The sequence below is a fragment of the Nodularia sp. UHCC 0506 genome (assembly GCF_034931045.1).
GTDB lineage: Bacteria > Cyanobacteriota > Cyanobacteriia > Cyanobacteriales > Nostocaceae > Nodularia.
On sequence record NZ_JAYGHH010000004.1, the window covers coordinates 23,810 to 49,411 of the forward strand.

The 25,602-nt window shown below is 38.9% G+C and carries 21 protein-coding genes and 1 CRISPR repeat array; of the genes, 18 read left to right on the plus strand and 3 right to left on the minus strand.

Annotation, left to right across the window (positions count from 1 at the left end; all coding sequences use genetic code 11):
* Window positions 1–22 precede the first annotated feature (22 nt).
* The 10 genes from VB654_RS04600 (at window position 23) to VB654_RS04645 (ending at window position 7,662) form a co-directional block, all read left to right on the plus strand.
* Window positions 23–1,180 (plus strand): CRISPR-associated protein, encoded by a 1,158-nt coding sequence (locus VB654_RS04600; RefSeq protein ID WP_323212315.1) that lies wholly within the window; start codon window positions 23–25, stop codon window positions 1,178–1,180.
* A gap of 7 nt (window positions 1,181–1,187) precedes the next feature.
* Window positions 1,188–2,057, plus strand: a complete 870-nt coding sequence (gene csx7, locus VB654_RS04605) for a CRISPR-associated RAMP protein Csx7 (protein WP_323212317.1) — start codon at window positions 1,188–1,190, stop codon at window positions 2,055–2,057.
* 10 nt (window positions 2,058–2,067) lie between these two features.
* On the plus strand, window positions 2,068–2,688 hold the full coding sequence (locus VB654_RS04610; RefSeq protein WP_323212318.1) for a hypothetical protein: 621 nt from the start codon (window positions 2,068–2,070) through the stop codon (window positions 2,686–2,688).
* A 23-nt stretch (window positions 2,689–2,711) separates the two neighbouring features.
* Complete coding sequence (locus VB654_RS04615) at window positions 2,712–3,650, plus strand: RAMP superfamily CRISPR-associated protein (protein ID WP_323212319.1); 939 nt, start codon at window positions 2,712–2,714, stop codon at window positions 3,648–3,650.
* The gene (locus VB654_RS04620; protein WP_323212321.1) at window positions 3,647–4,123 is read left to right on the plus strand and encodes a hypothetical protein; all 477 of its coding nucleotides are present in this window, start codon (window positions 3,647–3,649) and stop codon (window positions 4,121–4,123) included. The genes VB654_RS04615 and VB654_RS04620 overlap by 4 nt, the downstream gene beginning before the upstream one ends.
* 1 nt (window position 4,124) lies before the next feature.
* A complete protein-coding gene (locus VB654_RS04625; protein ID WP_323212323.1) occupies window positions 4,125–5,198 on the plus strand; it encodes an RAMP superfamily CRISPR-associated protein in 1,074 nt (357 codons plus the stop codon).
* A complete protein-coding gene (locus tag VB654_RS04630; RefSeq protein ID WP_323212325.1) occupies window positions 5,198–5,833 on the plus strand; it encodes a hypothetical protein in 636 nt (211 codons plus the stop codon). Before VB654_RS04625 ends, VB654_RS04630 begins: the two co-directional genes overlap by 1 nt.
* 79 nt (window positions 5,834–5,912) lie before the next feature.
* A complete protein-coding gene (locus VB654_RS04635; RefSeq protein WP_323212327.1) occupies window positions 5,913–6,374 on the plus strand; it encodes a type II toxin-antitoxin system RelE/ParE family toxin in 462 nt (153 codons plus the stop codon).
* Between the two features lie 118 nt (window positions 6,375–6,492).
* Window positions 6,493–6,783, plus strand: coding sequence for a transcriptional regulator (locus tag VB654_RS04640; RefSeq protein WP_323212328.1), 291 nt, complete (start codon window positions 6,493–6,495; stop codon window positions 6,781–6,783).
* A gap of 276 nt (window positions 6,784–7,059) precedes the next feature.
* Window positions 7,060–7,662 carry a Uma2 family endonuclease gene (locus VB654_RS04645; RefSeq protein ID WP_323212330.1) on the plus strand — a complete coding sequence of 201 codons (603 nt, stop codon included), beginning with the start codon at window positions 7,060–7,062 and terminating at the stop codon, window positions 7,660–7,662.
* A gap of 152 nt (window positions 7,663–7,814) precedes the next feature.
* Here the strand turns inward: VB654_RS04645 and crn3 are convergent, their stop codons facing one another.
* Both crn3 and csx18 read right to left on the minus strand, forming a co-directional pair.
* Entirely contained in the window at window positions 7,815–8,738 is a 924-nt protein-coding gene (gene crn3, locus VB654_RS04650; RefSeq protein ID WP_323212332.1) for a CRISPR-associated ring nuclease Crn3/Csx3, read from the minus strand.
* Window positions 8,738–9,037 carry a CRISPR-associated protein Csx18 gene (gene csx18 / locus VB654_RS04655; protein WP_323212334.1) on the minus strand — a complete coding sequence of 100 codons (300 nt, stop codon included), beginning with the start codon at window positions 9,035–9,037 and terminating at the stop codon, window positions 8,738–8,740. Before csx18 ends, crn3 begins: the two co-directional genes overlap by 1 nt.
* A 255-nt stretch (window positions 9,038–9,292) precedes the next feature.
* Here csx18 and cas1 point away from each other — a divergent pair, with 255 nt between their 5' ends.
* The 6 genes from cas1 (at window position 9,293) to VB654_RS04685 (ending at window position 22,660) form a co-directional block, all read left to right on the plus strand.
* Entirely contained in the window at window positions 9,293–10,330 is a 1,038-nt protein-coding gene (gene cas1, locus VB654_RS04660; RefSeq protein WP_323212336.1) for a CRISPR-associated endonuclease Cas1, read from the plus strand.
* A complete protein-coding gene (gene cas2 / locus VB654_RS04665; RefSeq protein ID WP_323212338.1) occupies window positions 10,327–10,611 on the plus strand; it encodes a CRISPR-associated endonuclease Cas2 in 285 nt (94 codons plus the stop codon). The genes cas1 and cas2 overlap by 4 nt, the downstream gene beginning before the upstream one ends.
* Before the next feature lie 332 nt (window positions 10,612–10,943).
* Window positions 10,944–16,551: a CRISPR direct-repeat array (repeat unit 37 nt; unit sequence GTTTTTCATAACCATTTCCCCGCAAGGGGACGGAAAC).
* Window positions 16,552–16,741: 190 nt separating this feature from the next.
* Complete coding sequence (grpE, locus tag VB654_RS04670) at window positions 16,742–17,551, plus strand: nucleotide exchange factor GrpE (RefSeq protein WP_323212340.1); 810 nt, start codon at window positions 16,742–16,744, stop codon at window positions 17,549–17,551.
* A gap of 201 nt (window positions 17,552–17,752) precedes the next feature.
* Window positions 17,753–19,498, plus strand: a complete 1,746-nt coding sequence (locus VB654_RS04675) for an Hsp70 family protein (RefSeq protein ID WP_323212341.1) — start codon at window positions 17,753–17,755, stop codon at window positions 19,496–19,498.
* 5 nt (window positions 19,499–19,503) lie between these two features.
* Complete coding sequence (locus VB654_RS04680) at window positions 19,504–21,006, plus strand: CFI-box-CTERM domain-containing protein (RefSeq protein WP_323212342.1); 1,503 nt, start codon at window positions 19,504–19,506, stop codon at window positions 21,004–21,006.
* A 211-nt stretch (window positions 21,007–21,217) separates the two neighbouring features.
* Window positions 21,218–22,660: a TIGR03985 family CRISPR-associated protein gene (locus VB654_RS04685; protein ID WP_323212343.1), complete on the plus strand. Its 1,443-nt coding sequence runs from the start codon at window positions 21,218–21,220 to the stop codon at window positions 22,658–22,660.
* 8 nt (window positions 22,661–22,668) lie between these two features.
* On the opposite strand, the gene VB654_RS04690 is transcribed toward VB654_RS04685, so the two are convergent.
* Window positions 22,669–23,283, minus strand: a complete 615-nt coding sequence (locus VB654_RS04690) for a Uma2 family endonuclease (protein WP_323212345.1) — start codon at window positions 23,281–23,283, stop codon at window positions 22,669–22,671.
* A gap of 160 nt (window positions 23,284–23,443) precedes the next feature.
* On the opposite strand from VB654_RS04690, the gene VB654_RS04695 reads away from it, so the two are divergent.
* A complete protein-coding gene (locus VB654_RS04695; RefSeq protein WP_323212347.1) occupies window positions 23,444–24,451 on the plus strand; it encodes a mechanosensitive ion channel family protein in 1,008 nt (335 codons plus the stop codon).
* 57 nt (window positions 24,452–24,508) lie between these two features.
* A complete protein-coding gene (locus VB654_RS04700; protein WP_323212349.1) occupies window positions 24,509–24,724 on the plus strand; it encodes a hypothetical protein in 216 nt (71 codons plus the stop codon).
* Window positions 24,725–25,602: the final 878 nt, after the last annotated feature.

The window sequence follows — 25,602 nt, forward strand, 5'->3', positions numbered from 1 at the left end:
TGAACTAAAATAAGGAGTCAATATGCCTCGTCTTGTAATTTCCACAGTAGGTACAAGTTTACTAACTAATGCAATTAATGAAGATAAAGATCCTAAAAAATGGATTTCCGATTTGACTAAAACAGCTAACTGGACTCAAGAAAAAATTGAAAGTAGTTCGGATTATTCTCATGTATTTTCAAAAATAATTGTCCCTTTAGAAAGGAGAATAGCAGAAAAGTTAGATGATAGTAATATTTTAGAAATAAGAGAAATGAGTGCGGAATTAAACGGCATTCATGGTTTATATGATGAGAAAATAGAAGATGGTAGATATGACACTCACATACTAATTACAACAGATACGGCTCAAGGTAAAGCTACATCTCAAATACTAGAATCGTTTTTAAAAAGCAAAGGTATTGAAGCTGCATTCCCCTTAATTCAGCCGGAACTATCAATTTCTAGCACTGCTGTTTTTACAGAAGCTATGGCTAAGTTAATACCTAATATTCTAGAAATGCTCAATAAATATAAAGATGACAAATATCAAATTTGTTTTAATTTAGTAGGCGGCTTTAAAGCTTTACAGGGATACTTTAATACGATAGGTATGTTTTATGCTGATGAAATTATTTATATCTTTGAAGGGTCTGATAAGTCCATAAAGATTCCTAAATTACCTATTTCAATTGATATTGGTAAGGTGGAAAAATATAAAGTGCAACTAGCTATGATGGAAGCTGCTGCGATACCAACTTTTTGGGAAGAGGCTAAAAAAGTTCCAGAAGAATGGGTTTTAACTATTGATAAAGAAATGATTCTATCTACTTGGGGTCAGCTAATTTGGAATCAGTGTAAAGATGATTTATTAGCACAAAATTTATTTATTTTCCCAAGAATTAATTATGCAGACAGCTTTTTTGAGGATTATGAAAAAATTAGGAGTACCCAAGAAAGGATAAAATTACACCAAACAATAGCTAAAGTATCTCAAAAATTAATTGTATCAAAAGGTAGTACAGAAATTCTTTTTGGTGGAGGATTAGATTTTAACAGATACAAAAACACTTCTATAGATCATTTTAGAGTTAACGATAGCCTGAGAGTAACTTGCAAAGTATTAGGAGATACTTTAGAACTTCGTTACTACGGAACACATGATCATGTTGAAAGAAGTGAAAAAATTAAAGGTAGATAATTAAACCATGTTTGACACATTTAAAAACCGTCTAGAAATTACAGGTAAACTTACCACTATCACTGCATTACGTATTAGTGCGGGACGTTCCACAGAACCCATAGGAACAGATTTACCCGTGATTAAAGATGCATTAGGACAACCATTAATCCCAGGTTCTAGCTTTAAAGGTGCATTAAGATCCCGTCTTGAAAGTTTTCTCAGAGGTATTGATACCAGTTTTGCTGAAGATCCGGCTGAATTAACCAGTTTAACTAGAAACAATTACGTCAAAGATTTAAAAGAACAGCACAAAGATAATGATGTGGAGTTGACGCGAAAACTTATTGAAATGACAGATTTAATCTCTCGTCTTTTTGGTTCACCTTGGATAGCAAGTAAATTTCAAGTACGGGATTTAACTGTAGTACCTGACACATGGTTTGGACAATACCAAGAAAGAGACGGTGTAGCAATTGACCGCGATACTGAAACCGCAGCCGATGGGAAACTCTATGACTTCCAAGTAGTACCTGCTGGTACACAGTTTGAATTTCGCGCCGTGGTAGAAAATGCAGAACCTTGGGAATTGGGATTGTTGATGATTGGGTTACATCAGTTTGAAACAGAACAAATTCCCCTTGGTGGTGGACGTTCCCGTGGTTTAGGAGTTGTTAAACTAGATATTAGGGAAATGTGGTGGTTTGACTATCCAGAAAATAAGCCTGAAGAATTATTAGACTATTTGCAAAGGTTAGTTCAAGGAGATAAAAACCATTATCTTTGTAGTTCAGAACAGCTACAATCCCATAAACAGAATTGGACTCAATCACTAGTCAATTATTTAACAGAAAATATACTCAATAATCCTACAACCGTAACTGAAGTAAAATCTTGAGGAAGTAAATATGGCTTTCAGTAATTTCAAAATCATTGGTGAAGTCATCAAAACATTTCAAGTCACGTACACAGAAGCTAATTTCCTCAGCGACATTCCTTTTAATGTTTCTAATTATTTCCGCGAAGATTTAGAATTAATGATGCGGGATGCTGTCATTGATAACTCAGAATTTGCTATCTGTGAAAATCTAATTTATCCCGTTCTCAAAGAAGTGTGGAAAACCTATCGGCAAAATTTTATTCTCTGGAGTCATCAATCCTTAAATTATGATGAAAAGTTATCAGGATTTCCTGAATATATTTTAGCTAAACGTTCCCCTTTAGGTAAAGTTGTCTTTGACCAACCATACTTTATTTTAGTTGAAGCTAAACAAGACAATTTTGAAGCGGGTTGGGCGCAATGTTTAGCAGAAATGATTGCTGCTCAAAGATTAAATGGAGAGTATGAAATTACTATTTTTGGTATTGTTTCTAATGGGGTAACATGGCAATTTGGAAAGTTAGGAGGTGATAAATTCACCAAAAATATTACTCCTTACACTATTTATGAACTAGATAAATTATTTGCTGTTGTGAATTTTGTATTTAAACAATGTGAAATGCAGTTAAATAGTTTACTCGCTGTTTAATTTAATACTTTAACTCTAAAATTATGCACAAAAAATTTGTTAATTACTGCACTATAGATTTAAGCATTATTCCCGATGGACCCATTCTCATTAAGTCGGGACGTGAAGGCGCAGATCCTACAAACCCTGATATGGAATTTGTGAGAACATTTCATAGTGGTGGATGGTCAATTTATTTACCGGGAAGTGGTTTAAAAGGTGCAATTCGCGCTCACGCAGAAAGAATTGTTCGGACTGTTGGTAGTGATACTAATACTAAACCACTTTGGGCAAATGACCCAATGAAAGGTGATTATTTACCTAAAAACTTAGCAAGTGAAGAAATATATAAACAGTCTTCATTTACTGATCAAATTTTTGGTAATACGTCAATAGCAAGCCGTATTCGCATTGAAGATGCACATCCAGTTGACCTCAAACAAGTGAGATTAGAAGAACGTAATGGTGTAGCTATTGATAGGGTGTTTGGTTCTGTCGCGGTTGGTCCATTTAATTATCAAGTTTGCACTGCTGGGGAATTTAAGACTAAAATACATCTCAAAAATTTCACTTTGGCACAACTTGGTTTAATTGGTTTAGTATTGCGAGATTTAAATGATGCTTGGTTTGGTTTAGGGTTTGCTAAATCTCGCGGTTTAGGTACGGTTCGCGTTGAATATAATAGTGCAGTTGTTCAATATCCCGGATGTCAACTCAACGCTACAGGCAGAAAAATTCGGCAACTAGGACATTCACAAGAATGGGATGCTAATTCTTTACTAGGTGTTGGGGAATTTTTAACAGATGATGAAGCCAGAAAATACGAATTTCCTAAACCAGATCAGCGAGATTCTGAAGGTTTTGCAGAATCAATGGACTTAGGAATTGGCGTAAAACTGACATGGGGAAATAATACTAATTCTGGGGTAAAAGATTTATTTGAACGTGCTGTTACTGTTTGGAGTGAGGTTTTAGCAGCATGAGTCAAGAACTGACACCAGGGTATGTATATCATAAACAATTGGTATCATCTGATGAACTCAATACTTTAATTACACAAATTTCTAACTCTGAAAGTTATTACTTTTTACGCTACTCTCATGCTGTGAGTGGAATTGGTCAAGAATTACCTTTTGAAAGAGGAGAAGTAGAGGGACAGGTTTTTAATTTTATCTGTGAAATGCGATGGAAAAAATATCGTTCAAGTTATGAGGTTTTAATTCTCAGTCAACAGGAATTTAGCTTAGAAGGCTTTGAAAAATTAACTGGTAATTGGGCAATTTGTGATAGAGATGCTTATTGGCACAACCCAGAAGAAACAAAATTTCCCAAAGGTTTCACTTTTAAAGGTAAAAACAATCAATCCATCAAGCCGGAAGAGATAAAAATTAAGCAAAGATATTTCCAGGACTCTGATACAGCAACTACTCATTTTATCGCTTTAACGGTTAACTAAAATGACCAATATCCCCAAACCTAAGCCACGAAAACCAATACCTCCTCAGCCTTCATCCCGTGATGATTCAAATGTTAATAACATACAAAAACCATACAAACTTGTTTCTTTTCCGCAGCAACGACCACGTTTAGAAGGTCCGGCTGGACATGATAGATTTGATCACAATCGTCTGCATGGAACTTTATTTTTAACTCTGAAAGTTAAAACTTCACTTCATGTTTCTACTGGTGTGGTTGTTCCTGGTAGTGATATTGCTACTCGCGTACCTTTAATTAAAACAATGGTGCAGGGAGTTGATAAACATCTTCTGATTCAAGGAAGTTCTCTTAAAGGCTGCATTCGTTCTGTTTATGAAGCGATTACAAATAGCACCCTGGCTGTAGTTACTTCTAAATATCGGGATAAAGTACCTAATGAAAGATTACCATGTCGAAATAAAGAACAATTATGTCCTGCGAGTCAAGTATTTGGGGCTTTAGATTGGCAGGGATTAATTGAGTTTAATGATGCTAAATGTGCCAGTATGGGTTTTAATACAGGGTTTATGCCATCTTTGTATCGTCCCAGACCTGAACCCGGAAGTGCTTATTTTAATACAAGGGGAAAAGTTGCTGGACGTAAATTTTACTATCATACAGTTCGTGCTATTGAAAAGGGGCAAAATCAAGGTATTCCAGTTCAACAAGCTGCTAGAGAATATACGTTTACTACCCAATTACAATTTAAAAATCTCCAACATGAAGAACTGGGGACGCTGTTTGTTGTGCTGGGACAAGATTCTAACTACCCCATTGCTTTAAAAATTGGTGGTGGGAAACCCATTGGTATGGGAACAATGACTGTAGAAGTTGCACAAGCCAAGATATTACAAAGTTTTGAGGATTTGCGATCGCATTACCAAAGTTACACCCCTAATAACGATCATCTTCTCACAGGAGAAGCATTACAGCAATTTATCGCCACCCAAGTTAAAACAGCACATTCCCAACTCATTGAATTTTCAACACTGCAACAACTTGCAGAAGTTCTACGCTACCCAACCGACCGCGAACCCCCAGAAGGAATGTATTAATGTTGACTACAGAATCTTTGACAGAAGCAGAATCTCAACTTGCTCACAATTTAGCGATAACCTTGGTTAAAGATGAAACCGATGTGAACGAGGTAGGAAAGGTTATTGCGTATCTGCGTAGCATTGTAGAGCAACCAGAGGCAGGACGGCGATTTTTTAGCTATCTTAAAACTTTAGTTATTAACGGTAGGCAAATAGGACACAGTGGCCGAACCGCAGGCTACTACCGCAGTATAGAAAGTGCGTGTCATGAATATCTGCAAAGCCAACAAGCACACCCCCAGGCGATGTTAAAAATTTTAGGCTGGGCGATGCGTTTGATGCGGTATTACAAAGTTAGTCCCATTGAGGATATATCTATTTTACTAAGTCCCCAGGTTGAGGTAATTTCTGAACGTCAAGCGGAAATTGCAGAGGTGTTTAGTAGTCAGAAATTTACAGTTGGTCAAATTTTAGAAGCTACTGTACTTAGTATTAAGGGTAATAGAGTAACTTATGAGATATTGGAAACGATTAAGTTAACTGAGAAAGAACCCAGAAAAGCAGCCTCTCTAAAGGAAAAACAGGTAGTAAAAGTGAAGATTATTGCTTTGAAAGATGATGGAAGTATTAAAAATGTCAAGTTTAACGAGTAATTTTGGCTATTTACTGCTACTTTGGATATCTCCTGCTTATAATAAAATGTAGTTTATTACAACACAAATAGTTTTACTTATGACTAAACACAACCGAGGCAAACCACAAATACTAGATATAAGCCCCCGCTTAAAAGGTATAGATAATGACATAAATGATATGAAGACTCCATCCGCACGCCAACAGCCCCACAATAATAAAGTGAATCAGAAGCACTCTCGGAAACTGAAGCCTTGGGGAAGTCCCCGTTTCGCCTGTAAAAAAGACCAGAGAATGTACGAAACAGGAGAAGGTTCTCATAAATATACGGTACCTGTGTATGAGAACTTCTTAGAAAAAATGCAAATACTGGAAATAGTGATTAACGCGCAGGATTTGTACAACTATAGGAGCTTAGGGTTTCATAAGCTAAAAAAAGGAACCCGCAAGGGACAGTATGCTGTATGGCTGACTGGAAATTGGCGGTTAATTGTAAAAATCCAAGAGGATGAAATCAGCAAATATCTCTTAATTATCGAGATTATCGATTATCATCACTAGAAATTACTTCAGATAGTTTTTAGTCTGAATTGAAAAACTGTAGTGTAGAGATGCTACTAGCGTCTCTACAACGTAGAATAGAGGAGATGCACTACACATCTCTATAGGGAATGAAAAGATGCAACAGCGTTTAATACCAGTAAGAGCTTTTCCTCCGGGAAGAATTTTACAAAGAGAAATAGAAGCTAGAATGTGGACGGAAGCTCATTTATTAGCAATTGACAAGGATTTACCGGAAATTATTTCAAAAATTATTCAGGGTAAGCAGTATATTACACTTGAAATTGCTGAAAAACTAGCAGAAGCTTTTGGTACTTCTGTTCAGTCTTGGATAAAATTAGAAAAGAATTATCGCTTATACCTTGCTAAAAAAGCTGTTGATTCTGTTAATAATGCCTCTGAAACATGATATATTAAATTAGAATAATTAGGATAATAAATTCCTCGTAAGGGGACGGAAACAAATATCCGTGAGATGTCAGGCTACATATAATTTATGTGTACCCATCTCCTTCCCCGCAAGGGGACATTAATTTAAAAACTTATGCAAATTTTTTAAGTTCGCATATCATGAAACTAGAAAGGTTTTTTATTTATTCTCATTTTATCTATAGCATGAAGGGCGGTCGCTTTCCCCTCACAGCGCTATCCTTAAACTAAAATATGAATTTTATCAGCAGTAACCATGACTATAACTAAAAACAGACTCACCTTTGCTCAATTTCTCAACTACGACTTTCCCGAAGAAGGGCGTTATGAACTTGTAAATGGAGAAATAATGCGGATACAGGCAACCAGAAAACACGATAATTTAGCAGAATTTATTAGTGATACTTTTAAATTAGAAGTTAAACGTCTAAATCTCAATTACAGGGTATCGGGAAGAATTACAATTAGAACTTTAACAGCAGGTGGGAAAGAACAAGGTCGTGTTCCTGATGTTAGCGTAGTAGATAAAAACCTGTGGGATGCTAATTTATCTGATTACACTGCTTTTATTGAACCATTACAACTAGCTGTAGAAATAGTTTCTACAAATTGGGAAGATGATTATATAGATAAACTCGACGAATATCAACGTTTAGGTATTTCTGAATATTGGATTGTTGATTATTTAGCTATTGGTAGCCGTAACTATTTAGGTAATCCTAAAGTGCCAACAGTTTTTGTCTATATCCTCAATGAACAAGGCATTTACCAATCAACTGCTTATCGAGGTACAGATAGAATTATATCGCAAACTTTTCCAGAATTAACTCTAACAGTTGAGCAAGTTTTAGCGGCGTAAATTTAGCAACTTATTCAACACCATAATTGCTTGTTTATCGCTATTATTGCTCAATTTATTAAATCATCTTTTCCTAAAGTGCGATCGCCTGAGTAATAATTTGCTGCACTGTATATAAAACACTACAAAATACAGCAATTACTACATAATATTTACTTATGAAGGATAATTAAATCTCTCACCCGTTTCAAGAAAGCGTGAGGGACAGTAGCAGCTTTTCCACGTATCCAGGGGCCAGCAGTCATCTCTAAATAAGGTTGTTCCTGATGAATGATTTCTGTCTCACTCAGAACACTATTAATTACACCAATGGGTTTTAAATTACCACGCGCGCCACAAAATTCATGCCAAGCATCAATGGCCGCAAGTTGGGAACTGATAATCATATAATGGGTACAAGCCTCTAAAATCGGCAACTTTTCCGGCTGTACCATCCCACCCACATCCACAATTACCAGAGATTTTTGTCGTCGTAGCTTGAGAATGACTTGAGAATGGTAAGGGAAAAATCGCTCTGTCAAAGCACCGCGATCGCGCATTTTAAAAGATTCAATTTCCTCCTCAGTAGTTGTTGCTTCCAATTCTAAAAGGTAATTACCCTCACCATCCCAATGGGCGCGTTGCAGATATATATCAGGATTTTCCGCTAACAAAGCTTGAAACAAAGCATGAGAAAACACACTTTTACCGCTATCTGCTGGTCCCACAATCATTAAAGCCGGACATAATTCCTTCTGGCGGCCATTGGGTGGATCGATGAGAATGACATCACCAATGCGAACTAAATGAGTGTGAGTAGCCACAACTATTGCACCCAAAAAACGCGGATCATAACAAGCCACCCAAGCTGTAGGATGCAGTTCATGAACTAAATAAGCATACAACCAAATGGGGGCGCGTCCAGAAATCACCACACCACCAGTAGTATCAATCCCAGATGGCAATTCTAAATCTCTCAAATCTGCTGGTTCAATCAGGCGATCGCTTTTGGTTAACGAAATCGTTAAAAATTGGTATTTCCAGCTTTGGGAAATCACTGTTTCACTTAAGTGTAAACTCAATGCGGGTTCAGTCATCAACCTTCGTTCCTTTGTTCTGGCGTGAGTAAATCTAGATAACTTGCAGCATTGATGTTTTCCGACTCCCGACGCGCTGACATCACATCACGATAACTTGCTTCTAACAGATTTAATAAAGAGCGATCGCATACCCAACCAGCCGCTAAACTGCTGATAAATACCCCCACAGTACACAGAATTACAGAAAACAATCCCAAGGGAGCAATAATCAAAATAATCCAGGTAATCCCAGCATTAATCACTGCAACAATTCCACTGCGGTACATTACCAGCTTTTTCGCCACAAATAAAGACATAAAAACAAATGTGCTTTTTTTGGATAACTTTATTGTGACATCCCTATGGAAGAGGCATATTCCACACAACCACGACAATGTAAATATCTTGAACCAGGCAACTGGAAGTCACAGCTATACAGGAACCAACCCCACCTACGCGGGTTAAAAACCTTAATTTTCAAATAGTCAGACCTTGTTTGTGTAGCCGCGATTTTAATTGCCAACGCTGAATATCCCGGACTTTTTTGAATTTTGAATTTTGAATTTTGAATTTTGAATTTTGAATTGGAGCAAAGCGACTTGACCACACTATACTTAACAGAACCCGGAACCGTGATTCGCTACCGCAACGAATCCTTAAGCATCACCAAACAAGAAAAATCCCAAAATTGCCGTATAGCCGAAATCACCTTAGTAGTAGTCTTACCAGGAGTACAGTTAACAGATGTCGTCATCGCCCAACTACTTGACAAAGGCATAGAAACCATATTTCTCCGTCAAGATGGACAATTTCGCGGACGACTCCAGGGACAATTTGCCACAAACCCCATAATTCGCCTCGCTCAATATCGTACAGTGGAAACCACCTTTGGCCTAGCCATAGCTCAAAAATTGGTAATCGGCAAAATTCGTAATCAACGAGTATTGCTACAACGTCGCAACCGGGGAACAAAAGGAGAAATTAGCCAATTAGCCGAAGCCATAGATTTAATCAGTTCCTATTCCTCCCGTTTAAGTAATTTCACCACTCCCTTAAACCGAGATCAACTCATGGGAATTGAAGGTATTTGCGCCCGCACATATTACCAAGGACTCAAACATTGGTTTCCGCCCCAATGGAACTTTAGTGGACGAAATCGCCGCCCGCCACTAGATCCCATTAATGCACTGTTGAGTTGGGGTTATGGAGTCTTGTTAGCAAGAGTATTTTCCGCTTGTGTCCAAGCAGGACTTGACCCATATTTAGGCTTTTTTCATACAATTGAACCTTATCGTCCCAATTTAGTTTTAGATTTAATGGAAGAATTTCGACCAATCATAGTAGACCAATCTGTAATATCCATTATTCAATCAGACCTATTGCAAAGCGAAGACTTTCAGGCATCCCCAGATGGAGAGGGTATTTGGTTAGGAACTTTAGCAAAAAAGCTGTTTTTGGGAGAATTAGAACGCCGTTTTCACACCCCCATTTTGTATCCGGCGCAAAATCGCCGCTTGAGTTTGAGTCAAATTGTCTTAGAACAGGCGCGGAGTTTAGGACGTTGTTTAGTAAATTCACGGTTGGAATATGAGGCTTTTGTAATTAAATGACTAAGTTATGGTTGGTTTGTTATGACGTAGCGGACGACAAGCGCCGGACTAAATTAGCCAAATTGATTGAACAGCGTTGTCAACGGGTGCAATATTCGGTGTTTGAGTGTCCGTTAGATGAAAAAGCATTAACACAACAGTTAGAAAATCGCTGGTTAAAGGTAATTAAAATTAGTGAGGATAATTTGCGGGTTTACCCGTTGGATAGTACAGCCAAGCAGCAAACGCGAGTCTATGGAAGTTCACCACCTTATGAACCGCCAGATTATTTAATTTTGTAAAGTTCAGTGTATGAATTTTGCGGGAATACAAGTGCTGAAAGTGTTGTTTTTGCCAGCTTTTGGCACTATGTTACGGTATGTAGAGCAGTGGGAAAATTTGTCGCCGGGAGGTAGGAGGCATGAGATTGAGTAAAGATTTGTGAATAAGAGTAAATTGGTAGTTTTTGACTTGACTCGTTGATGTTTTGCTGCTATATTAAATTTAACAGCCGATTATGCTGAATTTAATTCTTCAGTTACACTACGGTTAAGGTTCGCTACATAGCAATTTCCGTAGTCCGGCGCAACAGCACCTTGAAAACTAAATATGACAATGGTTTCCATTTCATAGGGTTTTTCATAACCATTTCCCCGCAAGGGGACGGAAACGTCTTTCCAGATTTCTGGAAATGGAATGTCATTTGGAATTTCAAGTTTTTCATAACCATTTCCCCGCAAGGGGACGGAAACAAAGTACCGCAGCAAGTTAAAGAGCTATTTGGACAAGCTAAAGTTTTTCATAACCATTTCCCCGCAAGGGGACGGAAACCCTTCAGTTAGTCCTGCTATGTTTGTTTGCTGTTCTTTAGGTTTTTCATAACCATTTCCCCGCAAGGGGACGGAAACGTACACGAATTTGGTCATTAAATGATGTTGGGTTGAAATGCAGTGTTTTTCATAACCATTTCCCCGCAAGGGGACGGAAACGTAGAGAGTGTGGCGTAGGTGTCCTTTCCTGTTTTGAGTTTTTCATAACCATTTCCCCGCAAGGGGACGGAAACTTGCTAACTATACTTTGTGTAGTACCTCTGAATATAAAGTTTTTCATAACCATTTCCCCGCAAGGGGACGGAAACTTGAAACTTCTTCTTTATTTTTATTTAGCATAGCTTGTTTTTCATAACCATTTCCCCGCAAGGGGACGGAAACTAGTCTTCTGGGTAGTTAACCCATCTACTATAACTGTTACCATATAACCATCCTAATTGTTTTTCATAACCATTTCCCCGCAAGGGGACGGAAACACTATACTTAGTCTCATTGATCTGTTTTACCCTCGCAGGTTTTTCATAACCATTTCCCCGCAAGGGGACGGAAACAGGAAGAACTTATCTGGTTCACAATAACCAACCTATAGTGTAAGGTTTTTCATAACCATTTCCCCGCAAGGGGACGGAAACGTTTCATTAATAGAATTAATTTGCTCAGAAGCAATATCCTTTAGGTTTTTCATAACCATTTCCCCGCAAGGGGACGGAAACAATGGTAGCATTGCTGTTGATGAATACTTCAGTGTGTTTTTCATAACCATTTCCCCGCAAGGGGACGGAAACCTGGTAAAAACCTTAACTGTGTTAAATCCAACTCAGAAGCGTTTTTCATAACCATTTCCCCGCAAGGGGACGGAAACTCAGGAGTCCAATTACTCATCAAGTTGTTGTCTTGTTCTGGGTCAAGTTTTTCATAACCATTTCCCCGCAAGGGGACGGAAACTTTACTCTTCACAACCTTGTGGGCAGTAATTACTTTAAGTTTTTCATAACCATTTCCCCGCAAGGGGACGGAAACTAGACCTGACTGTTTCCCTTTGATTTACTAAGTTCAATAAAAAAGGTTTTTCATAACCATTTCCCCGCAAGGGGACGGAAACTCTTTTCATGGCAACATACAGCTACTCCTTCTTTACCTGTTTTTCATAACCATTTCCCCGCAAGGGGACGGAAACTCCTGTTATGGGTGCAGTCCCGGACATTCTAGAATTTCGTTTTTCATAACCATTTCCCCGCAAGGGGACGGAAACGACAAGTTCCGGTGTTTTGATCCCCCCCGGTTTCCAAAACCGTTTTTCATAACCATTTCCCCGCAAGGGGACGGAAACCTCCTAGTTACCCTAAACTACCCCCTAATTTGAATTAGGGTTTTTCATAACCATTTCCCCGCAAGGGGACGGAAACAACTAACTCCAGTGTTTAAGTTAATAGGAGAAGGGTTTTTCATAACCATTTCCCCGCAAGGGGACGGAAACATTTGATAGTAGGTTACAGTTGAATGAAAATGAAATTATTTGGTTGTTTTTCATAACCATTTCCCCGCAAGGGGACGGAAACTCCAGGTAGCTTTTAAACTGTTTACCTCTTCTTGAGTTAAACTTCGTTTTTCATAACCATTTCCCCGCAAGGGGACGGAAACGCTATTACTACCTAACAAACAAGGTGAAGCTTTAAGGTTTTTCATAACCATTTCCCCGCAAGGGGACGGAAACAGAGAAATAAAGAATGATTCAAACTGATGAGCATGAATTAAGTTTTTCATAACCATTTCCCCGCAAGGGGACGGAAACGCCATGATATTGTATCCTTTACTGTGAAGTGAGTTCAGTAAAGTTTTTCATAACCATTTCCCCGCAAGGGGACGGAAACCTTCAGGGTTAATTAAGAAGATAGGCTTGCCAGCTAAATCTAAAGTTTTTCATAACCATTTCCCCGCAAGGGGACGGAAACTAGTCTACTAATTTATAATAATTAGTAGACTATGTGTTTGTTTTTCATAACCATTTCCCCGCAAGGGGACGGAAACGGCTCATGAATAATAATTGATCTTCCACCTAATCCTACGTTTTTCATAACCATTTCCCCGCAAGGGGACGGAAACTTAAGTAGTTAAGGGGGAAGTAAACTTCCCCCTATTCGTTTTTCATAACCATTTCCCCGCAAGGGGACGGAAACCCCCTCATCACTAGTTCTGTCATGGTGGTTGGTCGCTGAGGTTTTTCATAACCATTTCCCCGCAAGGGGACGGAAACAACTTATACCTAAACATATTCAGAATGGTATTTGTGCCGTTTTTCATAACCATTTCCCCGCAAGGGGACGGAAACATGTTAGTAGTATTTTACTGAACATATAGCCATTAAGTTTTTCATAACCATTTCCCCGCAAGGGGACGGAAACTCTTCCCAAGCTTCTTCCTCACTTTCCCCATTTCCAATTAGGTTTTTCATAACCATTTCCCCGCAAGGGGACGGAAACATCATGCTACCCATAGGAGCTTTAAAGTCTCCTACACAGATGTTTTTCATAACCATTTCCCCGCAAGGGGACGGAAACGTAGCTACTCATGTATGGAATGGTAAAGGTTTTGTAGGTTTTTCATAACCATTTCCCCGCAAGGGGACGGAAACCTAATTTATTTGAACAAGCTTCCAGATTAAAAGTACGCTTGTTTTTCATAACCATTTCCCCGCAAGGGGACGGAAACCACTCTTGAAGGAACCTCTGGTAGATAAATTTATAAGTCGTTTTTCATAACCATTTCCCCGCAAGGGGACGGAAACCAATAGCTTTGTGCAGAAGTACAACAAAAGCCATGTTAGCTACTGTTTTTCATAACCATTTCCCCGCAAGGGGACGGAAACAATACCAGATTCAGCAGCAGTGCATAAAGTTTGGTAAGCCCTTGGTTTTTCATAACCATTTCCCCGCAAGGGGACGGAAACTCTATACGTTCACCTAATTCAATTAATTGAATTACAGTTTCGTTTTTCATAACCATTTCCCCGCAAGGGGACGGAAACTTAAGTGATGCCACTCTTTACTAGAAGGTTGGGGATAGTCGTTTTTCATAACCATTTCCCCGCAAGGGGACGGAAACATTTTATATTATCTAGATCTGTTATTAGCTTTCCTTTCTTATAGTTTTTCATAACCATTTCCCCGCAAGGGGACGGAAACCCTTCTGTGTCAATACCATATACAGTATACTGCATAGTTAGTTTTTCATAACCATTTCCCCGCAAGGGGACGGAAACCTGCATTCTTTTACTTGGTAATTGTTTAATTCCCCTTCGTTTTTCATAACCATTTCCCCGCAAGGGGACGGAAACAATGCAGAAAGCTACTAAGCTATCTGTATGGCAGTATGAGGTTTTTCATAACCATTTCCCCGCAAGGGGACGGAAACAGCTTTCTTTAGTTGCTCTACCTCTGTTTCAGGTTTGTGTTTTTCATAACCATTTCCCCGCAAGGGGACGGAAACGATAACTATGGTAATGATGATCCTGCTGATATGAATCCGTTTTTCATAACCATTTCCCCGCAAGGGGACGGAAACGAATAGTGTTATCTTTGACAGCAACTAAGTTACCATAGTTTTTGTTTTTCATAACCATTTCCCCGCAAGGGGACGGAAACGATTACACTATATGCTTCTCCATATAAAGGAGATGGCTATAGTGAAGTTTTTCATAACCATTTCCCCGCAAGGGGACGGAAACTTAGTCCCAATATGTACTCATTAATAACTTCATAATTAGTTCCGTTTTTCATAACCATTTCCCCGCAAGGGGACGGAAACTGAGCTAATTTATCTGAACCTACTCTTTCTTCAGCTTCTAGAGTTTTTCATAACCATTTCCCCGCAAGGGGACGGAAACGGCTATGTTTGGCATATTCATAGTTTTCTCCTTCACGTTGTTTTTCATAACCATTTCCCCGCAAGGGGACGGAAACGTTAGTGATAAGAGTAGCACCTTTAACACCATACTGAGTTTTTCATAACCATTTCCCCGCAAGGGGACGGAAACTTTGGTTGTAATACCCGAATAGCTGGGTTACAGCAAGCTGGTTTTTCATAACCATTTCCCCGCAAGGGGACGGAAACACTTTCATTGGTGGTTCTGCTGAAGGCGTAGGTGAGGAGTTTTTCATAACCATTTCCCCGCAAGGGGACGGAAACCAGTAATACTATTTGTTTTAAATTCATTTACAAAGTTGTTTTTCATAACCATTTCCCCGCAAGGGGACGGAAACGCTGATAGTTGGTATGTAGCAGAACATGAGCAAACAGACAAGTTTTTCATAACCATTTCCCCGCAAGGGGACGGAAACGCTAATTGAGCTTGCAATTCAGATACTTGGTTAGAAGTTGTTTTTCATAACCATTTCCCCGCAAGGGGACGGAAACGTTGTATTAGATCATTTAGTTTCTGTAGTAGATCCTTATCGTTTTTCATAACCATTTCCCCGCAAGGGGACGGAAACTGTTACTTTTGTAGGCTGCCCCATCCAAGGCTGTAAAGGAATAGTTTTTCATAACCATTTCCCCGCAAGGGGACGGAAACGGCAACGTAATCTTATCAAATGGATTAAAACGCTTAATCCGTTTTTCATAACCATTTCCCCGCAAGGGGACGGAAACGTTCTGTCATGATGGTTAGTCGCTGAGGTAGTATGCCCAGGTTTTTCATAACCATTTCCCCGCAAGGGGACGGAAACTAAACTTATAGAAGTTTTGAGGCTCCACTATTAATGAAAGTTTTTCATAACCATTTCCCCGCAAGGGGACGGAAACTTTCTTTTAGGTAAACAGTATAATCTACTTCTGGTAGATGTTTTTCATAACCATTTCCCCGCAAGGGGACGGAAACACTATGAGCAAAGGTGAGCTAGACCTCTGTAACTTAGTTTTTCATAACCATTTCCCCGCAAGGGGACGGAAACAAAAGCTATCTATTGGAAAATGAAAGACATCCTAGCAACAAGTTTTTCATAACCATTTCCCCGCAAGGGGACGGAAACCAGTTCACCTATTAGGGGTTTTTCATTTATTCAATAAGTTTTTCATAACCATTTCCCCGCAAGGGGACGGAAACAACTCCTCAAAGCTTAAAGTTTAAAACTTTAAGCTAAACACGTTTTTCATAACCATTTCCCCGCAAGGGGACGGAAACTAGAGTGCCATTGTGAAAAGCCTTGATCAAAATGACTAGACCTTTGGGTTTTTCATAACCATTTCCCCGCAAGGGGACGGAAACAGCGCTACTAACTATTGATGTGTTCAACCCACCCACCCTGTTTTTCATAACCATTTCCCCGCAAGGGGACGGAAACCTCACCTCTTCATCAGTTCCGTCATAACAGTATGGGGTTTTTCATAACCATTTCCCCGCAAGGGGACAGAAAAAACTTGTCCCAGTGAGAACCCTAAACAACCTCCATCAAAGAAAAGAAACCTGCTAAGGATTGGAAGAGGCATCTTCTAGTGTGGATATACAATGTCATCATCATCACGGTTCAAATTGAACATTGATATTTCTTGACAAAAAGTCATCTCAGTATGTACACACACAGAAAAATCCCCAGGAGTCTTGTCAATGCGTAACGATAAACATCCCATCCCCAGCTATGTCAAAAAATATTGGCTACTTTATGGTATTACAGCCATTATTTTCATCACATCTCTAGTCGGACTTGGATTTGCGGTTTTACCTAACGACGAAATTAAAATTCAGCGCGATATCCTCTTCATTATTTCCGCAGTTTACCTATTAGCTTCTTGTAGCTTCTTTTTATGGATATACCTGCGAAATCAAGACCAAGAATTTGTGGGTATCTTACCAAAAGCTATCGATGATTTAAAGAGAGTTGGCAAAGAATATTATAACAATACTGCTGCCATTCAAGACAATAGTGAATTTGTAGAACAATTATACAACGGAATTGAACAAGAATTTAGCAGGTTTCTAGAAACTCACAAATTACTTGAAAAACTCTCGATAGAAGTGCGTCAAGAAAAAGGGAATTTGCAGCGTGAGTTAGAAAAATGGCAGGAAAGCACTATTGAATTTTTTCAACTCTTAGAACGAGCATTAGGACTAGAACAAAATCCAGATGTTCAGGAATCTTTGAAGAAAAATCTCAAGGAATTTGAACGCATTGTTAACAAATGTGGTTTCTATCGAATTGCTCCCACTCTCCAGGATAAATTTGACGACAGCCAACACGAATTTAAAAGTGAAGAATCATCATCAGATGTTGAATCTGGAACTATTTTGAAATGCGAACATTGGGGTTATCAATCAGGTGCAAAGGTTTTGCAACGAGCTGAGGTAATTCTAGCAATTGCGCCGGAAAATATTACTGTTTCTGAAGCATCTAAACCGATTGAGATATCGCAAGTTTAGACATTGCTCAATCAAAGTATGTAATGTCTTCATTCCTTTGCGCCTTTGCGTGACACTCTATTTTGTTTTTTTAACGAACCACAGAGACACAGAGTTAACAGAGGAGAAGAAATATTAGGAGTTTTATGGAATTTTGAGAAATAATTTTTCAGATTGATTTGATTGTATCACCACCAAAAGTATTATCAGGAAATTTGCATCATGAAAAGCAATTACGCTATTGGTATTGATTTGGGTACTTCTACTTCGGAAATTTGTATTTACAAGAATAATGAACCTCTACCAATTCCTGACCCGATTACCAAAATTCCGATTATTCCCTCAATTGTGGCTATTAATGAACGGGGAAAACTTCTGGTTGGGGAAACAGCTAGGGGAATAGTTGACCGCAAGGGTTTTGGGGTGCGAGAAAGCAAGCGAAGTATGGGAACTGAGGCAGTTTTTACTTTACGAGAACAAGTTTATCGCCCAGAAGAAATAGCTGCTTTAATTCTTCGCAAGTTAAAGGAAAATGCTGAGGAAGCGTTAGGACATCCTATTCAAGATGTTGTGATTTCTGTCCCGGCTAATTTTCCTGATGCGGCGCGTAAAGCAACTTTTAATGCGGGAGAAATAGCTGGTTTAAATGTTTTACGTTTACTCAATGAACCCACCGCCGCCGCCTTAGCTTTTGGGATCAAAAATATTGCCTCTGAAGAACAATTAGTTGTATTTGATTTTGGTGGCGGAACTTTAGATATTTCAGTTTTAGAAATGTTTGAAGGAGTATTAGATGTTAAGTGTAGTTTTGGTGATCCTGAGTTGGGTGGTAAAGATTTTGATGCAGTGATGATTTCTCTGTTACTCCAAAAATTTGCCGCCCAGTATGCAGAAATTGCAGTTGAAAACCGGGAAATGGAATTGAAGGGACAAGCAGAACAAGCCAAAAAAACACTTTCTATAGAACAGTCTTGTGATGTCCGTATTCCCTATTTTGCTACAAAAGATGGCAAAGGAATTGATTTGGATGTGGAAATTACGCGCACGGAATTTGAACAAGCGATAGAACCACTTTTAGAAAGAGCCAGAATTTGTATCCGAGAAGCTTTAAATGCTAAGAAAATCCGCCCTAGTGCAATTGATAGAGTGCTGCTAGTGGGGGGGACAACCTATATTCCCGCCGTGCGAAATATGGTGGCGGAAATGTTTGGGAAACAACCAAAGTTAGATGTTAATCCAGATTTAGCTGTAGGGATTGGTGCTTGTGTACAAGCTGCTTTAGCCCAAGGATTAATTAATGAAGAAAATGGGATAATTTTAACCGATGTCGCCCCCTTTGGCTTAGGAATTGACGTTGTGAGCATGATTGGCGGACAAGTCATGTTGACTTATGAACCGTTGATTGAAAGAAATACGACGATTCCTTATTCTGTCAAAAAAACTTACACTTTACTTCATGCTGAACAGCAACAAGTTGAGGTGCGTTTATATCAAGATCACACAGGTAAAGCGAGACTTCATGGAGATACTCAATATACAGGAACTAGTGGGGAAATTACAGATATTCCTCCTGCTTCTAATGGTAATCCTTATCCGATTGAAATTGAGTTTTCTTACGATATTAGTGGGTGCGCTACAGTTAAAGCCAGTATCCCCGATATTCACAGAAGTATTGAATTTGCTTTCGCACCCTCAAAAATCCGCATGAGTGAACAGGAGAAACGAGTTTCCACTGAGCGTATTCAGGATTTGTGGAAACGTCATGAACGCGCCAAGCAGTATGAAAGCTTGATTAATAAGGCTGAACGGTTTATGGCTGGTATTCCACCCCAGGAAAGATCACCTCTTTCTCGTGCGGTGATGGATTTGAAAGAAGCCTTGACTGTTGACAATTCTACCAATATTGATGCGGCTGGCGATCGCCTCATAGACATGATGTTTGAATGGGAAAACCAATTAGGGGTGTAACAAAAATGGCTTACGAACTATACCAAACGCTGAATATTCCTATCCAAGCATCTCCTGAAGAAATCCGACGTTCATATTATCGACTGGTACGCAAACATTCACCAGAGAAAGATCCCGAACGGTTCAAGGTAATTCGAGAAGCTTATGAAACCCTATCCGATGCTAAAGCTAAACAAAACTATGATTCTCTACAGCAGCATGGTGGACAAATTGTCGTTTTGCTCAGTCAAGCTGAAGAGAGAATGGAAGAGGAAAATTGGACAGAAGCAATTCGACTACTCAAACATACTTTGGTGCTTTCTCCTGGTGCAGATTCAGTTCGTAATCGCTTAGGATTATGTTATGTCCATAATCAACAATGGGATGAAGCTACAAAAACATATCAAATTTTAACTACATCAAATCCAGATGTGGCTGTATATTGGTCTAACTTTGGTTGTGCTTACCAAGAAAAAGCCGAGACTATTTCAAAAGAAGATAGCCGACGTTCTATATCCTATCAAACAGCTAGAAGTTGCTTTCAAAAGTCGATTGATTTAGAGCCATTTAATTCACAACCTTTTATGGCGATCGCGCAAACTTTTTTAGCAGAAGAAAATTACACAGCAGCACTAAAATGGGCGGAAAAAGCAATAGGCGCAGATGGTAAAATTGACTTTCAAGACTTTGATGCTTTGTTCTTAATTTGTATCATTCATTTACGCAGCAATCAATTAGAACAAGTTACCGCCACAGCCGACAGGATTATAGTTTGTTTACCAGCAGATGAAGATATCCGCAAATACGTTGCAGCTAAATTTGCTCTCATTGGCTTTGAACTAGTGAAAGTGGGAGCGAAATACATCAACCCCGATACATTAAAAGCTGCACTAACATTCATGTCAGCAGCAAAAATGTTTAGTCCTGATAATGCAGAAATTGTCAAAATACAGCAAGATATTTCCCAACTTGTGAGTGCCTTCAACGAATATGATCTGCTCAAAGATGACTATCAAATTATCAACGGTTTCAAAAGATTAGCAGCATTCCGCATTCTTAACGCACTAGGTTCAGAAAATTCTGCCTATGAACAAGAGCGAATTGTCCAAGATATAATCTCAGAAATTACCGACTCAAGCGACAGCGTAGTGATTGCATCTGCAAAGCGGATCAAATCAAAATATCCTGCCATATATCAATTAAACGCTGAATTTTTTGCTCAATTAGAAAAAGCTGCCGCCGAACTTGTCAAAAAACCGCAATATCAATCCCAATATCAACCAGTTAATAATTCATCAGAAGATTGCTTTGTAGTCACGGCTACCTATGGTACACCCCATGCAGCAGAAGTAATTAAATATCGTTACTTCCGAGATCAATATTTGAGTAAACACATATTAGGTAGGAAATTCATTCACCATTATTATCATATTGGTCCCCTAGCAGCCAGCCAGATTAAAAAGCACCCAAATCTGAAAAAAATCATGGCATTCATCCTGGGTAAACTAGCCAAATACTTACCCAATTAGAAATTTATCATGAGGCTTGTAGTGAGGACTTCAGTCCTCTCCATCATTCAGGTTATTTTCAGCTAAATCTAGTCTGCTGAGGTTCAAGAACCCCACCCCGCAAGCGAGGAGGGGGCTATGATTTGCACAGAGAGATCCTGTTAAGAACATTGTCTAATAATATTGTGTAATGTTGTAAACACACCAAACCATATTATCCGCCACAAAAGTCATGCCGCAGGCCATCCGTTCTCCCACACCGCAAATTTTACACTGGTTAGCAGCTGGACAATTAGCTAACCGCTTCCACCGCGCCATCAGACACTGGTGGATATTAAATCAACTATATGGCAGCGATGGACAATGGGGACATTATCTACCCAAATATTTTACCTATTCTCAACTGCGCGATCGCCTATTTGCCGAAACTCACCCCAAAAGCGAAAAACTCAACCCCCCAGAAATCACCGCCAAATGTCGAGACTTCACCTGTATTTGCCATCGCACCTGTATAGAAATTCTGCAAACATCAGGACTGCACATATCTGAAAACCAATGGCAAACAGAAATACTACAACTAAGCGGCATAAATCCGCAACACCTCCAGGAACAACTACAGCAAAAACCTTTTGCCACAGTCCACCGTTCCCTCAGAGATGACCTTAAACACCTCACTCATCTAGGATGGTTGCGAAAAGTAAATCAAGGACAATACCAATCTCTGTCCCCAACAGAACTACCAAAACCCCCAGAAATTGCCATCGCCCAACCCAAATTTATCCAACTTTCCATACCCCAAACCTGGGAACTACTGCACGTCTTAGAATCAGTCGCCTTTGTCCAACCCAACTTAAACCTCATAGTGGAGAACCTCTGGGAACAAATCACCCATAACTCAACCTCACCACTAACTCAAGCGCCACAACAACGAATATTTTTACACCTAGACTATATCCTTTCCACAGAAACCCAAGACCAAGTAGACAACTATCAAGAACAAATAGAACAACTGTGGCGAAAAACTCCCGGTGGCGTAGTGCAGTTTGAATACTGGGTAACAGCAGAAAACAAAGTCAAAGTGACAGTATATCCTGTTTGCTTGCATTATCTCCGCCGTGCCAAATACCTCAGCGCCTATGGTATAGACCCCCAAAACGAGATAACCTGGCATAACTATCGCCTAGACCGCATCGCCTCACCAAACCTGCACGTTTTAGCCTGGGGAGATCCTGCTGTTCCCAAACCATTAAAAGAAATGTGGCATACAGGCGACTTACCCACACCAGCCTACATTCAAACCGAATTAGATACAGCTTGGGGATTCAACTTTTATCTCCCACGAGAATTTCTCATCCTGCGTTTTCCCCCCGCCTTCGCCAGTCGGTATGTAGATAATACTTTTCGCCATCCTTCCTTTAGTGCAGTTCCTTACGAAAACTTACCCAAACAAATAGTGCAGAATATCCCAGAAACCCAACAACAAAAAGTTTTAGAAATATTGCAGCAAAAACCAGATCATGATGCTTACTACATAGGTTGGATACGCACTGGAGATATTAACGTTTTGATGCGTCTGCGAGACTGGCGACCCAATGGCGAGGTAATTGCCCCATTATCAATTCGGCAACAATTACGAAAAGAAGCAATACAAGAATTATCTAATTATCAAGACTGAGAGGGTGTTTAAGACAAATCTATATTTTCAGCAAAATTAATTTTTTTATATAATTGCTTTAAAGACAATTCTAAATTAATTGTTAACAGATTTAACTTAGCACTTTCTGTTTCATATTCAGTCAAAATCCATTGATTTTCAGGAGTCTTGACATACTGCATCACATAATATTGAGTTTGGTCAATTAAAATATATTCTTTAAACTCAGGGATTGAGCGATAATAGAGAAATTTATCCCCCTGGTCATAATCTTTGGTAGATTTAGATAAAATTTCAGCAATTAACAAAGGATTTGTAACCGTTGTAGTATTTGTAGTATAATAAACAGGTTCACCCTCAATTACCATCACATCAGGATAGGTAAACTGCCGATAGCGTGGTATCCACAATTTCACATCACCAATATAAACTTCGTATTCTAAATCAAATAATGCTAAATTTAAGCTAGTTGCTAGATTTAACGCCAACTTATTATGATTGGTAGTTCCCCCAGTCACAGGAATAATTTCTCCATCTCGAAATTCATTTTTATCATCAGCTTTTGCTTCTAGTTCTAAATATTCTTCTGGGGTGTAGTAAGCTTTAACTATTTTAATTTCTTGGGTAGTAGTTTGCAATTTCATAGATTTATTCACGTAAATTATGAATACATTTATATTTTACCTGCTACCTTGCCTCTTTGAAAAATCTATCTTGCCGTATACCAAAATCTAACCCTGAGAAGGTATTTAATTCTCTGACTTTTGGCTATCATCAGCAACGACTGAACAGTGAGGAATCTGGATGAATGCAGAGATATCAGCACTTTTGGACAGGGTGCAAAAAATGGCTAACGACTTCATTATTCTGCTACCCAATATTGTACTAGGGTTGTTTGTTTTTACCATCTTTGTAATTTTCGGGAGATCAATCAAGCGAATAGTTAGACGCTTAACTAGTCATCGCACCTATGCGCGCAATTTGGGTATGGTGTTGGGGAGATTGGCACAAGGTACTACAGTTCTGGTGGGTTTGTTTATTTCTCTATCCATTGTTTTTCCCTCACTCAAAGCATCAGATTTGGTGCAATTGCTGGGAATTAGTGGGGTAGCAATCGGTTTTGCTTTCCGGGATATTTTGCAAAACTTTTTAGCGGGAATTTTAATTTTACTTACAGAACCGTTCCAAATCAATGACCAAATTGTTTTTAAGGACTTTGAAGGTACGGTAGAAAACATTGAAACACGGGCGACAACTATCAGAACTTACGATGGTCGGCGGATTGTGATTCCCAACTCTGAACTGTTTACCAATTCGGTAACTGTAAATACCGCTTTTGAGAATCGTCGCCTAGAATATGATGTTGGCGTTGGCTACGGTGATGATCTGGACTGGACAAAGCAGTTAATGCTGGAAGCTATGCATAGTGTAGATGTTGTGTTAAAAGACCCGCCTCCTGATGTTCTGGTGATGGAACTGGCCGACAATAGTGTGAATATCCGGGCGCGATGGTGGATTCAACCACCCCGATGGTCAGATGCCCTAGATTCACGGGATCAAGTCATCTCTGCAATTAAGCAAAAACTTTATGTGGAAAATGGCATTGATTTACCATATCCTACCAGACAAATTTTATTCCACGACCAAACCGAAGAAACAGATGGCGATCGCACTCATCAGCGAGAAGGTTGGCCAGCAGGTAAAAACAAAGTCCCCAAACCACGTAGCATTGGCGGTTCAATCCAACGATTAGCCCAATTGCAGGATCGTAATGGCAAGGTAAATGCTCACGAAAGGAATCATAAATCATGAATAATGTCAAGTTATCCAAGCTATGGGATGCACTAGAATAGCCGGACTGATGCTGCTGTGACGATTCATTTACTCAAAACGATCGCTTTAGTTGCCACTTGTACCCACAACTCCCAATATCATCAAGTTCTCAAGCGTCATGCTGACATGATTGAGAGGGGTAGCCATGAAGGGTTGCCAGAATCACAAGACCGCCAAGATGTACAGGAGAAATATAATAGCGTGATTCAAGTCTTGGAGCAAAACCATAAAATAGAAATTTTGCAGCGATGAAATACTGTTCCCCTTGTAGCTATAGGGTTTTTTGCACAATAAAAAATGCCCACAGGCGCGGGCATTAAGTAGGCTTTCTGTCACTTTTTTTGGCTACAATCATGTTGTATCATGATGTTTTTATTTTTCTTGATTCCCAACAATAAATCAAGCTAGATAAATTACAACTTTAGACATAAATCACGAAAATATATCTTTTTATTTCTCTATCTAACAGATGATATTTGTGTTAGTATTCATCATTGAATCACGCAAATTTGTATCTAATTGATAAATCAAACTTTAACTAGCATCAACATAGCTGTATTTGTCAATATTTTTAAGACAAAATTCACATATTTATGTCTATTGGAATTAAGATTTTCTCCAAATTTTCTATTAAAACTATAAGTGTGGTCAGGTTAAAAACCCCAGGGATTCCCAGTTCTGGGGTTTTACTTTTTTTAACAGTAAAATGAACAAATCAGATTTCAGACATCATTGATTATGGCTATAGTGTGCAGAAATATAAAAATATTGTAACTTAGCTCGTAGTCAGGGCTTTAGCCCTTAATTCAAAACTTTAGTCCTGACAACAAACCTTTAATTATTGGCGACGACTTACTTAATAGCGCAAAGTGCTGTATAAAGCCAGTATCTGCAATAATTTGAGCTATCAACACTATTCTAATTCATGTGAAAATCGCTATCTATCAATCCTCACATCTTCGTGAACACTTGCTGCAAGTGTTTCTAGTAATTAAATCTACATTGTTACAAATTTGATAGTTATTAAGATTACTAATTAACTCACTAAGTCAGGATTTAAATTATCTTCACTACTGCAAAAACCAATATATTTAAATTAACCATAAGATAGATGAAATTAGTTAAAAATT